Source organism: Brevundimonas sp. GW821-FHT12E07, assembly GCF_058807035.1.
In genome coordinates this window covers 1236612-1249882 of the sequence record NZ_JBXAQH010000001.1, presented here as the reverse complement: position 1 = coordinate 1249882, position 13271 = coordinate 1236612, and the positions used below count along the sequence as shown (strand labels likewise).

Sequence of the window (13271 nt, the reverse complement as noted above, 5' to 3'; positions counted from 1 at the left end):
GTCATGCGCGCGAGGGGCGCGATCAACGGATCAGGGGTTCGCCGCGGCCCAGGCCGGATAGGCGTCGAGCGCGTGCTGGGGCGTGGCGTTCCACCAGGAATAGCCGTTGCGGCGCCCGATCGAGATGCCGTTGACGTCGTCGTGGATCGACTGGTCCTTGTCGCCGAAGATCGGGTGTCCCGTCGTGACGTCATAGTTCCGCGACCAGATCGGCCCGGCGCCCGGCTTGTCGATCAGTTTGCGTCCGTCGGGGGTCATCTCGAACGACTTGTCGTAGACGCGGGTCTTCTCGAGCCAGGCGATCCCGGCCCGAACGGCCGCCTTGACCTCCGACGAAGGATTCGGCTGGCGCATCAGGAACATCAGGATGTCGGTGGTCTCGCCGCTGGCCAGGGAGTGGGGCTCGTAGTTGCGCGCGCTGGACGGCTGAAGGGTCAGGGGATCGATCTGCTGGGGCCAGGCCGTCAGCTGTCCGTCGATCCGCATCTGGGCCCGCAGGATCAGCTGGACCGCATGGACCTGGGCGGCGGCGGCGCGGGTCTTGAGGGCGGCGGGCACGAAGCCGAAGCCTTCCTTGCCCTCGGCGACATCCTCCAGAACCATGGACGCCTTGGCGACGGCGTTGTCGTTGAAGGTGATGGCGTCGTGGAAGCCGCCCTCCAGCGGCCAGATCTGCGGCCAGCCGCCGTTGGGGTACTGGGCGTTCAGCAGATAGTTGACGCCCTTGAGGATGCTGGCGCGCCAGGCGTCGCCCTGCCGTCCCGGCGCCTGGGCCGCGACCTTGGCGAGGAAGCGCATCTCCGTGGTGGTGGCGTCATTGTCCAGGGTGCCGACGAAGGTCCAGAAGCGGTCGACCGGAGCGTCGAAATTCTCCATGTCGAGGTCCATATGCTCGGCGTCGTTGGCGTAACGCTGGCCGGGCAGACGATGGACGGTGCGGTCCTGGTTCTTCGACCAGCCGCCAGCCGGGGTCTGGAAGCTGACCATATTGTCGGCGATGGCGCGGGCCTCGGCCGTGGCGTACCAGGCCGGATCGCGGTCCAGCGGCATGTTGTAGTGGGACCCGCCGACGGCCTGGGGCGGCGGCGGCGGCGTGGCTCCGGCGGGCAGTTCGGCGGCCAGGGTGGCGCGGTCCAGAGCGCGCTGGGCGATGGAGCGGTTCATATAGTCGTACCAGGCGTCCTGCTCGGCAGCCGGCAGGCTGGCGATCCGGTCGGCGGTCATGGAGACCGCGGGGACGTTGCGTCCGATCACATCTGCCGCGGCCGGGACGGCGAGCGCGCCGACAAACAGGGCGGCCATGACAGCGGAGGCCGCGACGGCGGCTTTGTAGTGGGATCGCATGGAAGGTCCTCCCCGGACTCTATCTCATTATGTTGATAGTCATGCTACATGATGAGACTTGAGCGTCAATCATCCGACAATCAGCGTCACGACGTCCGCGCGATCACGAAACATTACGCCAAGGATCAAATAGCTACGGCGCCCGGACCGACGTCCGCGATGCGTTTGCAGCCGGACAGGGTCATGGTGACCCGCATTTCCCTGGCGAACAGGTCCAGCAGTGTCTCGACCCCGGCCTGCCCGTCCGCGGCGAGCGCGTAGACGAAGGCGCGGCCCAGCATGACCGCATCGGCGCCGAGCGCCAGCGCCCGCACAACGTCGAGCCCGCTGCGGATGCCTGAATCCGTCAGGATCTTCAGGTCACCCTTCACCGCCTCGGCTATGGCCGGCAGCGCCCGGGCGGAGGACAGGACGCCATCCAGCTGACGCCCCCCGTGGTTGGAGACCACGATGCCGTCGGCTCCAAAACTGACCGCATCACGCGCATCCTGCGGATCGAGAACGCCCTTGATGATCATCGGCCCGTCCCAGAAGTCGCGGATCCATTGCAGGTCCTTCCACGAGATCGACGGATCGAAATTCGCCCCCAGCCAGCCGATGTAGTCAGCGAGGCCTGTCGCCTTTCCCAGATAACGAGAGACATTGCCCAGGTCGTGCGGCCGGCCGTTCAGGCCGACGTCCCACGCCCAGGCCGGGTGGGTCATGGCCTGCACCATGCGCCGGACCTCGGCGTGTGGCCCGCTCATGCCCGAGTGGGCGTCCCGGTAACGGGCTCCGGGAACGGGCATGTCGACCGTGAAGACGAGCGTCTTCACCCCCGCCGCCTTCGCCCGCTCAAGAGCGTGCTTCATGAAGCCCCGGTCGCGCAGGACGTAGAGCTGGAACCACATCGGACGGTCGATGGCGGGAGCCACCTCCTCGATGGGGCAAACCGAGACGGTCGACAGCGTGAAGGGCACGCCGCGGGAGGCCGCCGCCATGGCCGCCTGCACCTCGCCGCGCCGGGCGTACATGCCGGTCAGGCCGACCGGAGCCAGCACGACCGGAAGCTTCAGGGTGTCGCCGAACAGCTCCGTTTCGAGATCGATCTCGCCCACGCCCTGCAGCACGCGCTGGCGAAGGGCGACGGCCTGCCAGTCCTCGACATTGCGGCGCAGGGTCTGCTCCGCATAGGCCCCGCCGTCGATGTAGTGAAACAGGAAGGGCGGCAGCTTGCGGCGCGCCGCTTCCCGGAAGTCGCCGGGCGAAGAGATGACCACCGTTGAGGCCTATTGCAGGTTCACGAAGGCGCCGCCGTCGACCAGCAGGGCCGCGCCGGTGACATAGGCCGCCATGTCGGAGGCGAGGAAGACCACCGATCCGCCGATGTCCTCGGGCTGGCCGAGGCGACCCAGAGGAATACGGCCCTCCATATATTCGCGCTTGGCCGGATCGGAGAGGTCGTCCTTGTTGATGTCGGTCAGGATGGTGCCCGGCAGGACCGAGTTGCAGCGGATGCCGTGTTTGCCCAGGGCGATGGCGCAGGACTGCATCAGGCTGTGCACCCCCGCCTTGGTCGGGGTGTAGTGGGTCTGGAACTCGCCGCCGACCAGGGCCGAGATCGAGCTGATGGCGACGATCGCCCCACCCTCCCCCTGCTTCACCATCTGGTTGGCCGCCGCCTGGGTCATGAAATAGGCCCCGTGGAGATTGACCTCCATGGTCCGCTTCAGGGTCTCGGGCGGCATATCGAGGAAGGCGTGGAACGGGCAGATGCCGGCGTTGGACACGAAGACGTCCACGCGACCGAAGGCCTGGACAGCCGCCGCGACGAATTCGGCGGCGCTTTCAGGCTGGGCCACGTCGCCCTCGACGTGGATGGCGCGACGGCCCAGCGCCTCGACGGCGGCGATGACCTCGGCGGCCGCCTCCCCGCCCCGGTTGGAATGGATGGCCACGTCCGCGCCGTGACGGGCGCATTCGATGGCGACAGCCGCGCCGATGCCGCGTGATCCTCCGGTGACGAGGACGACCTTGTTCTCAAGCAGCATGCGGGCTCCGGCGATGACGATTTACGGTTTGGGGGACCAGCCGAGATCGCGGCTGATGGCGTTGGCGGCGTCGGTGACGGTCACGGTCAGTTCGGCCATGCGGGCGTCGCTCATATACTGGGCGGCGCTGGAGACGCTGACGGCGGCGACGACCTTGCCGTCCACCCCGCGCACGGGGGCGGCGACGCAGCGGATCTGATCCTCGTTTTCCTCGAGGTCGAAGGCATAGCCCTTGGACGCATAGCCCCGCATCCGCTCCAGCCAGACGGCGCGGGCGGTGGAGTCGAAGGTCGAGCCCTCGGGGGCGTAGAATTCGGTCCACTCCGGCTCGGACTTGTCGAGGATCAGGGCCTTGCCCAGACCCGTCGAGGCGATCGGGTGACGTTCGCCCAGCTTCGAACCGATGTTGATGCGCCGACGGCCCGAGACCTTGTCGAGATAGAGGGCGTGATGGCCGTCCAGAACGCCCAGATGGACCGTGTCCTCGGTGGCGGCCGACAGCTGTTCCAGCCAGGGCCGAGCGATGCGCGGCAGATGCATCTGGTGGCTGGCCGCATGACCCAGTTCGAGCAGTTTCGGCCCGAGGGTGTAGCCCTCGCGCGGCCGGAAGGAGAGCAGACGCCGGTCCACCAGGGCGGCGGCCAGACGGTGGGTGGTGCTGCGCGTCAGCTCCAGCTTCTCGGACAGATCGGCCAGCGACAGCGGGCCGTCGATCAGGGCGTCGATGACGTCCAGCCCGCGCAGCAGGGTCTGGCTGCCCGAGGCCTTGGCCGGCTCTTCCGGCTCCATCGTGTCGATTGACGCAGTTTGTCCCATCACGTAATCACCTGTTTCAGAATGTAGCAAAACGCGCAAGTCGGACGGCGATTGCCAGTCCAGTTTGACGCGACACGCGGAGAAACGCCAGTGTCATCCCGAAATATGGGAACGATTCACGAAGAGGTCCTGCGCGGATGAGTCGCCTGCCGAAAATCAAACACGTGCGCGCCTTCGTCGTGAAGAACGACGGGACCGGAGGCGGCGCCGACTATCACGACCAGGGCGACGGCCACTGGATCGACGATCACATCGCCACGCCGATGGCGAAGTATCCGGAGTATCGCCAGAGCCGCCGCAGCTTCGGCATCAATGTGCTGGGCACCCTGGTCGTCGAGATCGAGGCCGAAAACGGCGTCGTCGGTTTCGCGGTGACCACCGGCGGCGAACCGGCGGCCTATATCGTGGAGAAGCATCTGGCCCGCTTCCTTGAGGGCCGCGATCCGTCCGAGGTCGAGAAGATCTGGGACCAGATGTATTTCTCGACCCAGTATTATGGCCGCAAGGGTCTGGTGGTGAACGCCATCTCCGGCGTCGATCTGGCGCTGTGGGACCTGCTGGGCCGGCTGCGTCAGGAGCCTGTCTTCGCCATGCTGGGCGGGGCGGTTCGCGACGAACTGACCTTCTACGCCACCGGCGCCCGGCCGGATAAGGCCAGGGAACTCGGCTTCATCGGCGGCAAGATGCCCCTGCATCACGGCCCGGCCGAAGGGGTCGAGGGGCTGCGCAAGAACCTCGCCGAACTCGAGGCCATGCGGAACGCCTGCGGCGACGACTTCTGGCTGATGTTCGACTGCTGGATGGCGCTGGACCTGAACTATGCCACCCGCCTGGCCCATGAGGCGCACAAGCTGGGCCTGAAGTGGATCGAGGAGGCGCTGAGCCCCGACGACTATTGGGGCTACCAGGCCCTGAAGAAGAACGCCCCCAAGGGGATGCTGGTCACCACCGGCGAGCATGAGGCCACCCGCTGGGGCTTCCGCATGCTGCTGGAGATGGAGTGCTGCGACATCATCCAGCCCGATGTGGGCTGGTGCGGCGGCGTCACCGAACTGATCAAGATCTCCGCCATGGCCGACGCCAAGGGCGTGCTGATGATCCCGCACGGATCCAGCGTCTATTCCTACCACTTCGTCGTGACGCGCCATAACAGCCCGTTCGCGGAGTTCCTGATGATGGCCCCCGGCGCCGACGAGGTCGTGCCGATGTTCCATCCGCAGCTGATCGGCGAGCCCGTTCCCGTGAACGGCCGCCTCAAGGTTCCCGATGCGCCCGGCTTCGGCGTCGAGCTGAACCGCGACATCGCCCTGCACCGCCCCTACGCCCGCTAAGACAAAGGCTCCCTCCCCTATGAAACTGTTGCGTTACGGCCCCAAGGGTCAGGAAAAGCCCGGCCTGGTGGATGGCGAAGGCCGCATCCGCGACCTGTCCGGCGTCATCGCCGACCTGACCCCGGATCATCTGTCGCCCGAAGGCCTGAAAGCGCTGGCCGCGATTGACACCGGTTCCCTGCCCGTCGTCGAAGGCGAGCCCCGCTACGGCGTGCCGGTCGCCGGCAGCCGCAAATTTATCGCCATCGGTCTGAACTTCGCCGACCACGCGGCGGAATCGAACCTGCCGATCCCCTCGGAGCCTGTGGTCTTCACCAAGGCCATCACCTGCCTGAACGGCCCGAACGACGACGTGGTCATTCCGCGCGGTTCGGAGAAGACCGATTGGGAAGTCGAGCTGGGCGTCGTGATCGGCACGGCCGCCTCCTACGTCACCAAAGAAGAGGCGCTGGACCACGTCGCGGGCTATGTCCTGATCAATGACGTGTCCGAGCGCGCCTTCCAGATCGAGCGCGGACCGACCTGGGACAAGGGCAAGGGCTGCGACACCTTCGGCCCCGTCGGCCCGTGGATGGTCACCGCCGACGAGGTGGGCGACGTCCAGAACCTGGACATGTGGCTCGACCTCAACGGAAAACGCGTCCAGACCGGCAACACCAACACCATGATCTTCACGGTCGCCGAGATCGTGTCCTACCTGTCGGAATTCATGACGCTGGAGCCCGGCGACCTGATCACCACCGGCACGCCGCCCGGCGTGGGCATGGGCATGAAGCCCCCTCTCTATCTGAAGGCGGGCGACACCGTTCGCCTCGGCATCGAGAAGCTGGGCGAACAGGGCCAGACCTTCGTGGCGTGGTCGCGATGAGCTACGCAGGACGTTTCGCGGGCCGCACGGCCATCGTCACAGGCGGCGCGTCGGGTCTGGGCAAGAGCTCGGCCGAACGCATCATCGCCGAGGGCGGCCAGGTCTCGCTGTGGGATCTGAACGCCGAGGCCCTGGCCTCCGTCGCCGCCGAAATCGGCGCCCAGCATTTCGTGGCGCTGGACGTCTCCGATGCGGACGCGGTCGCCGCCGCCGCAGCCGAAGCCAACCGGATACTCGGCAAGGTCGACATCCTGATCGCCTCGGCCGGCATCACGGGCGCCACGGTTCCGGTGCACGAGTTCCCGCTCGACAGCTGGAAGCGGGTGGTCGACATCAACCTCAACGGCGTCTTCTACTGCTCGCGCGCGGTGGTCCCCTACATGCTTGAGAACGGCTACGGCCGGATCGTCAACGTCGCGTCGGTCGCGGGCAAGGAAGGCAATCCCAACGCCTCGGCCTATTCGGCGTCGAAGGCCGGTGTGATCGGCTTCACCAAGTCGCTGGGCAAGGAACTGGCCGGCAAAGGCGTCATCGCCAACAGCCTGACCCCCGCCACCTTCGAAAGCCCGATCCTGGAGCAACTGCCCCAGAGCCAGGTCGATTACATGAAGTCCAAGATCCCCATGGGCCGGCTCGGCGAGGTCGAGGAAAGCGCCGCCATGGTCTGCTTCATGGCCTCGGAAGAATGCAGCTTCACCACCGCCTCGACGTTCGACACGTCGGGCGGCCGCACCACCTACTAGGCGCCGGCAGGTGGGCGTGGACCTTCGCATCGTCGATCCTCACGTCCACCTGTGGGACCTGTCCCGCGCGCGCTACGGCTGGCTCCAGGACGATCCCCTGCCGAACAATCCGGCGGGGAACATGAGCCCCATCGCACACCGGAACTACGGGCTCGCCGACTATATGGCGGACACGGCCGGCTGGCGGATCGACAAGATCGTCCATGTCGAATGCGGCATGCCGATCGGCGAACAACTGGGCGAGACCGACTGGTTGCAGGCCATGGCCGACCAGTACGGCTATCCCCACGGCATCGTCGCCGGCGCCGACCTCCTGGATCCCGATCTGGACGCCCTGCTGGAGGCCCATGCCGCCCGGCCGAACGTGCGCGGCATCCGCCAGATCGTCTGCTGGCACGCGGATCCGCTGAAGACCTATACCGACCGCGACCTGTTGCGCGATCCGGCCTGGATCGCGGGGCTGGCGAAGCTGGCCCGGTACGGGCTGTCGTTCGACCTTCAGCTCTATCCGTCGCAGATGGCGGAGGCCGCGATCATCGCCGCGCGCTGTTCCAATGTGCCGATAATCATCAACCATGCCGGTCTGCCCACCGATCGGGACGAGGCCGGAATGGCGCGCTGGCGGACCGGCCTGCGCCTGCTCGCCGCCCTGCCCCAGGTTTCGATCAAGATCTCCGGCCTCGGCATCACGGACCGCGCCTGGACGACGGAGTCCCTTCGCCCGATCGTTCTGGAGTGCATCGAGGTCTTCGGGATCGAGCGCGCCATGTTCGCCTCCGACTTTCCGGTCGAGCGGGTCCACGGATCGTTCGACGCCTTCTACTCCGCCTTCGACGCCATCACCGCCGACTTCAGCCCTGCCGAGCGCGACTGCCTGTTCGCCGCCAACGCCGAGGCCATCTACCGCATCTGATATTCACCGCCGAACGCCGCACCAAGACGGCCGGGCAACCAGGAAACACCGAGGACGACATGAGCATCGAAACCGACGCCGGCCATACGACCGGAGGTCTCGCAAAGCCCGCGGGAAACCTGAAAGGCCCGCTGGCCTTCGCCATCGCCTGCTTCCTGATCTGGGGGCTGGCCTACGGGCTACTCGACGTCCTGAACAAGCATTTCCAGGAGACGCTGAGCATCAGCCAGGCGGACAGCTCCTGGCTGCAGATCGCCTATTTCGGCGCCTATCTGCTGCTCTCCATTCCGGCCGGGATGCTGCTTCACGCCCGGGGCTACAAGTTCGGCATCGTGACCGGCCTCGGCGTCACCGCCATCGGCGCCCTGCTGTTCATTCCCGCCGCCTCGGCCGGGGCCTTCCTGCCCTTCGTCGGCTCGATGTTCGTGCTCGCGGGCGGCCTGTGCATTCTGGAGACCTCGGCCGACACCTACGTCAATGTGCTGGGGGATCCCGCCAAGGCGTCGCAGCGGCTGAACCTGGCCCAGTCCTTCAATGCGCTCGGCGTCTTCTTCGGCCCCCTGATCGGCGGCGCGGTCTTCTTCAGCCCCACGACGACCCAGGCCCTGGGCGGCGCGACCCGCTCGATCCAGACGGTCTATGGCCTGATCGCCGTGGGCGTGCTGATCTTCGCCTTCGCCGTCTGGCGCGCGCGCCTACCCGAGACGGGTCTGGCCGATCACGGCGGCGAGGCCTCGGGCGAGGCTCCTGCCCGCCCCCTGTCGCAACAGCCGCACTTCATCGCCGGCGTGATCACCCAGGCCCTCTATATCGGCGCCCAGGTCGGCATCGGCGCGTACTTCATCAACATGGTCACGCACAACTGGACCGGCCTGACGTCCCAGGCGGCGGCCTTCATGCTGTCCGCGGCGACCATCGGCTATCTGGTCGGGCGCTTCGCGGCGACCGCCCTGCTGCTGCGTATCCCGCCCCGCGCCCTGCTGACCGCCTACGGGATCATCAATGTCATCCTGACCCTGGTCGTCGCGGCCAATATCGAGAAGGTCTCGTCCTACGCCCTGATCGCGGTCTTCTTCTTCGAATCGACCATGTTCGCGACCATCTTCGCCCTGGGCACCACGAGTCTGGGCGCGCGCACGAAACAGGCGTCCTCGCTGATGGTCATGGCCATCGGCGGCGGGGTGCTGCTGCCCTGGCCGATGGGCAAGCTGGCCGATCTCTACGGCGCCAATATCGCCTTCCTGCTGCCGACCGTCTGTTTCGTCGTGGTCGCCTGGTATGGCTGGAAGGGCGCCGGGCTGGGCCGGAAGGACGCCGTCTGATGCGCCTGCGTCCCGCACTTCTCGCCTTCACCCTGCTGACCGTTCCGGCGGCGGCCTGCGCCCAGACGGTCGCCCCGATCGCAGCGGTGGCGTCCGCCGCGCCGATCGACCGACAAGCGCTGGTCAGCCGTCACAACGTCACCCTGACCGCCATCGACCGGCATGCGCCGGTCATGCTGGGCAACGGGGCGCTGGGCTTCACCGCCGACATCACCGGCCTGCAGACCTTTCCGGAGCAATATTCGGAACTGGCCCCTCTGATGACCATGGCCCAGTGGTCCTGGCACAGCTTCCCCAACCCGAACGGCTATACCGAGCAGAGCGGTCTGGTTCAGGTTCCGGTCCCCGGTCGGGGCGACCAGCCCTACGCCTGGATGAAATCCTGGGCGGACGCAGAGACCAACCCCGCCTTCACCTGGCTGCGCGCCAATCCCCACCGCTTCTCGGTGGCCCGCATCGGCCTGACATTGAAGGACGGTCAGGCGCTGGACTTCGCCAAGGTGTCGGGCGCGACCCAGACGCTGGACCTCTGGACCGGAACCCTGACCAGCCGCTTCACCTATGACGGCCAGCCCGTCGAGGTGGTGACCCGCGTCCATCCGACGCTCGACATGGTCATGGTCGAGATCGCCTCGCCGCTGGTCGCCAGCCAGGGTCTCGGCGTCCGCGTCCGCTATCCGGGCGTCAATCCGGCAATCAATCCGGACACGACGACGTTCGAAAATTCGGGCGCACAGAGCCTCTCCATCGTGTCGCAGACGGCGCAGGAAACCCGCATCCGCCGAACGCTCGACGAGACGACCTATCTGTCCGCCATCGCCGGCGACGGCCGGGTCGAACAGGTCGGCGACACCGACTTCCGCGTCGCCCCGACCGGCGGCGACCGCCTGACCGTCATGGTCCGCTTCGACAAGGCCGAGAGCGCGGTCGCGACTCCGACCCTCGCGGACGGGGCGCAGGCCACCACGGACTGGTGGCATGATTTCTGGACCAAGGGCGGCGCCGTCGACTTCTCCGGCTCGACCGACCCTCGCGCGGCGGAGCTGGAGCGCCGCGTGGTGCTGTCGCAGTATCTCTCCGCCGTGAACGGCGCCGGCGCCCTGCCCCCGCAGGAGGAAGGCCTGTTTTCCAACAGCTGGTACGGCAAATTCCATCTCGAGATGCATCCCTGGCACTCGGGCTGGCAGGCTCTCTGGGGTCATCCGGAGATGCTGGAGCGCAGCCTGCCCTGGTATGTCGGCAATCTGGCCAATGCCCGCGCCGAGGCCGCCCGTCATGGGATTCAGGGCGCCTGGTGGCCCAAGATGGTCGGGCCCGAGGGGCGCAACAGCCCCAGCCTCGTCTCGCCCTTCATCATGTGGCAGCAGCCGCATCCGATCCTGCTGGCCGAACTGGTCTGGCGCGCGGAGAAGGATCCGGCGGTGCTGGCCCGCTACGGCGAGGTGGTCGAGGCGACCGCTGACCTGCTGGCCTCCTGGCCCAGCGAACGCGGCGGCCGGCTGAACCTCGGCGCCCCGATGATCCCGGCGCAGGAGAACTACGATCCCCTGACCACGACCAATCCGACGTTCGAGCTGGAATACTATCGCTGGGCGCTGGAAACGGCCCAGGCCTGGCGCGAGCGTGAGGGCAAGCCGCGCAAGGCCGAATGGGATCAGGCGCTGGCCAAACTGGCGCCGCCGCCGATGAAGGACGGCCTCTATCTGCCGGTCGAGAGCGTTCCGGACTTCTGGACCACGGCCATGTCCGACCTGTGCCGCCAGCACGCCTCGGACCCGTCGTGCAAGAACCGCGACCACCCATCCTTCCTGATGGCCTATGGCTTCATTCCCGGCGACCGGATCGACCCCGCAGCGATGCGCCGCACCTTTGACGCTGTCGAAGCCAACTGGGACATGCGCCAGACCTGGGGCTGGGACTTCCCGATGATGGCCATGACGGCCGCGCGGCTGGGCGAGCCGGACAAGGCCGTCGACTGGCTGTTCGCTGACCGCAAGAACAACCAGTGGGGCGTCACCGGCATGACCCCGCGCGTCCATCTGGACGAGCACGCCGACGAACTGGTGCCCATCTCCGCCGGCGCCGGCGGGGTGACGATGTCGGTCAATCCCGACGGTCCGGGCTATCGCCGCGCGGCCGAGACCTACTTCCCGTCGAACGGGTCGCTGCTGATGGCCGTGGGTCTGATGGCCGCCGGCTGGGACGGCTCGACCGGCCATGCGCCCGGCTTCCCGAAGGAAGGCTGGACCGTCCGCGTCGAAGGCCTGACGCCCGCCCCCTGATCACAAGACATTCCGAGGAACGCCCCCCCCAATGACGGATCTGACGACCTCCCGCCGCACCGCCCTGAAAGCCCTGTTCGCCGCCCCGGCCGTGGGCGCCCTCGCCGGCCCGGTCCAGGCCCAGACGACGCCCGTCGCCGCGCCTGCCCCCGGAGACGCGCCTGTCTTCCCGGCCCCGAACACCGCCCCGCCCATCCATCAGGTCGGTGATACGCCGCCGCCCTGGCCGACCTGGAACGGCCCGGTTCCGACCGACTGGGTCGACCCGAAGACGGGCCACCGCGTGGTGCGTCTGTCCGGCGACGAAGGGGGCAACAAGCTCTATTTCTACCGCAGCATGTTCACGCCCCAGGGCGATGTGTTCGTCTTCTCCTCGTCGGAGGGGATCATCAAGGTCGAGCTGAACAACGGCTTCCGCCGCTCGGTCCTGGTCGCCGACGACAACGCCGACCTGCTGCTGACCGGACGCAAGACCCGCACGGTCTACTACACCGTCACCGATCCGGGCGAAGGCCAGCCGACGGACCGTCCGCGCACCCTGCATGCGGTCGATATCGACAGCGGTCAGACGCGCCGCATCGCCCGGCTCGAACAGGGACAGTTCAGCTCGATCAACGCCGACGAGACCCTGTGCGTCGGCACCGTGGCCTATGGCGATGCGCCGCTGCAGCCGGACGCCGCCGATCCCCGCAATCGCCGCGCGGGTCAGGCCGAGTACGCGGCTCTCGGGCCGGACGGGAAGCCGCTGATCTTCGCCAAGGCCAAGGGCGTGCGGATGCTGCAGCGCTGGGCCGCGCGCGTGCCGATGGAGCTGTTCGTCGTTGACCTGAAGACGGGCGAGCGGCGCGTCATCCACTCGGCGACCGACTGGCTGAACCACCCGCAGTTCTCGCCGGTCGATCCGGACCGCATCATCTTCTCGCACGAGGGCCCCTGGCACCGTGTCGACCGGATGTGGACCATCAAGGTCGACGGCTCGGACCTGCGCAAGCTTCACCAGCGCACCATGAACTTTGAAATCTTCGGCCACGAATGGTTCGCGCCGGACGGCCAGTCCGTGACCTATGACCTGCAGACGCCGCGCGGACAGGTCTTCTGGGTCGCCTCGGTCGATCTGACCACCGGCAAGCGCATCTACCGGCGGGTCGATCAGAACAGCTGGTCGGTGCACTACAACACCGCACCCGACGGGACCTTCTTCGCGGGCGATGGCGGCGACGCCGACATGGTCGCCCACGCGCCCGACGGCAAATGGCTGGTCCTTCTCCGCCCCGAGCCACTGATCGACAGCGATCCGGACAGCGACAAGGACGAGCTGATCGCTGTCGAATATCTGCGCACCGAACGCCTCGTCGACATGAGCCTGCACGACTACCGGCTGGAGCCCAACGTCACCTTCACGCCCGACGGCAAATGGGTGCTGTTCGTGTCCAACATGCATGGCCGCAACCACGTCTACGCCGCCGAGGTAGCCCGCGCCTGATGCAGGCCATCGGGGGCGGAGGTCGAGGTCGCCTCCCCTAAAAACACGCCATCTTTCGACCTCGAAGACCACCCTGTTGCAAAAAGCGAGAAGCTGTTGCAATAAGTGGAACGAAATCGCGCCCAACTATCGCGATGCC

The 13271-nt window shown here is 67.2% G+C and carries 11 protein-coding genes; 7 read left to right on the top strand and 4 right to left on the bottom strand.

The annotated features are described in order from the left end of the window. Window positions 1-30: 30 nt before the first annotated feature. The 4 genes from pelA to AC1ROD_RS05835 all read right to left on the bottom strand — a co-directional run bounded on the left by pelA (window position 31) and on the right by AC1ROD_RS05835 (window position 4190). Complete coding sequence (gene pelA, locus AC1ROD_RS05850; RefSeq protein ID WP_492947309.1) at window positions 31-1344, bottom strand: pectate lyase; 1314 nt, start codon at window positions 1342-1344, stop codon at window positions 31-33. 125 nt (window positions 1345-1469) lie between these two features. Next, on the bottom strand, window positions 1470-2603 hold the full coding sequence (gene lldD / locus AC1ROD_RS05845) for an FMN-dependent L-lactate dehydrogenase LldD (RefSeq protein ID WP_492947308.1): 1134 nt from the start codon (window positions 2601-2603) through the stop codon (window positions 1470-1472). 9 nt (window positions 2604-2612) lie between these two features. Beyond that, entirely contained in the window at window positions 2613-3374 is a 762-nt protein-coding gene (gene lra1, locus AC1ROD_RS05840; RefSeq protein ID WP_492947307.1) for an L-rhamnose 1-dehydrogenase Lra1, read from the bottom strand. Between the two features lie 21 nt (window positions 3375-3395). Next, on the bottom strand, window positions 3396-4190 hold the full coding sequence (locus tag AC1ROD_RS05835) for an IclR family transcriptional regulator (protein WP_492947306.1): 795 nt from the start codon (window positions 4188-4190) through the stop codon (window positions 3396-3398). 137 nt (window positions 4191-4327) lie between these two features. On the opposite strand from AC1ROD_RS05835, the gene rhmD reads away from it, so the two are divergent. The 7 genes from rhmD to AC1ROD_RS05800 are packed head-to-tail and all read left to right on the top strand — an operon-like array spanning window position 4328 to window position 13132. Next, the gene (gene rhmD, locus AC1ROD_RS05830; RefSeq protein WP_492947305.1) at window positions 4328-5521 is read left to right on the top strand and encodes an L-rhamnonate dehydratase; all 1194 of its coding nucleotides are present in this window, start codon (window positions 4328-4330) and stop codon (window positions 5519-5521) included. 19 nt (window positions 5522-5540) lie between these two features. Further along, window positions 5541-6389 carry a fumarylacetoacetate hydrolase family protein gene (locus AC1ROD_RS05825; RefSeq protein ID WP_492947304.1) on the top strand — a complete coding sequence of 283 codons (849 nt, stop codon included), beginning with the start codon at window positions 5541-5543 and terminating at the stop codon, window positions 6387-6389. After that, window positions 6386-7132 carry an SDR family NAD(P)-dependent oxidoreductase gene (locus tag AC1ROD_RS05820; protein ID WP_492947303.1) on the top strand — a complete coding sequence of 249 codons (747 nt, stop codon included), beginning with the start codon at window positions 6386-6388 and terminating at the stop codon, window positions 7130-7132. The genes AC1ROD_RS05825 and AC1ROD_RS05820 overlap by 4 nt, the downstream gene beginning before the upstream one ends. A gap of 16 nt (window positions 7133-7148) precedes the next feature. Further along, entirely contained in the window at window positions 7149-8045 is an 897-nt protein-coding gene (locus AC1ROD_RS05815) for an amidohydrolase family protein (protein WP_492947302.1), read from the top strand. A gap of 59 nt (window positions 8046-8104) precedes the next feature. Beyond that, window positions 8105-9367: a sugar MFS transporter gene (locus tag AC1ROD_RS05810; RefSeq protein ID WP_492947301.1), complete on the top strand. Its 1263-nt coding sequence runs from the start codon at window positions 8105-8107 to the stop codon at window positions 9365-9367. Further along, window positions 9367-11649, top strand: a complete 2283-nt coding sequence (locus AC1ROD_RS05805) for a hypothetical protein (RefSeq protein ID WP_492947300.1) — start codon at window positions 9367-9369, stop codon at window positions 11647-11649. Before AC1ROD_RS05810 ends, AC1ROD_RS05805 begins: the two co-directional genes overlap by 1 nt. Before the next feature lie 31 nt (window positions 11650-11680). Then, complete coding sequence (locus AC1ROD_RS05800; protein ID WP_492947299.1) at window positions 11681-13132, top strand: oligogalacturonate lyase family protein; 1452 nt, start codon at window positions 11681-11683, stop codon at window positions 13130-13132. Window positions 13133-13271 lie beyond the last annotated feature (139 nt).

Coding starts and splice junctions, on each gene's coding strand:
- pelA (WP_492947309.1), bottom strand. CDS start 1,344: ATGCGATCCCACTACAAAGCCGCCGTCGCGGCCTCCGCTGTCATGGCC.
- lra1 (WP_492947307.1), bottom strand. CDS start 3,374: ATGCTGCTTGAGAACAAGGTCGTCCTCGTCACCGGAGGATCACGCGGC.
- AC1ROD_RS05835 (WP_492947306.1), bottom strand. CDS start 4,190: ATGGGACAAACTGCGTCAATCGACACGATGGAGCCGGAAGAGCCGGCC.
- rhmD (WP_492947305.1), top strand. CDS start 4,328: ATGAGTCGCCTGCCGAAAATCAAACACGTGCGCGCCTTCGTCGTGAAG.
- AC1ROD_RS05825 (WP_492947304.1), top strand. CDS start 5,541: ATGAAACTGTTGCGTTACGGCCCCAAGGGTCAGGAAAAGCCCGGCCTG.
- AC1ROD_RS05820 (WP_492947303.1), top strand. CDS start 6,386: ATGAGCTACGCAGGACGTTTCGCGGGCCGCACGGCCATCGTCACAGGC.
- AC1ROD_RS05810 (WP_492947301.1), top strand. CDS start 8,105: ATGAGCATCGAAACCGACGCCGGCCATACGACCGGAGGTCTCGCAAAG.
- AC1ROD_RS05805 (WP_492947300.1), top strand. CDS start 9,367: ATGCGCCTGCGTCCCGCACTTCTCGCCTTCACCCTGCTGACCGTTCCG.
- AC1ROD_RS05800 (WP_492947299.1), top strand. CDS start 11,681: ATGACGGATCTGACGACCTCCCGCCGCACCGCCCTGAAAGCCCTGTTC.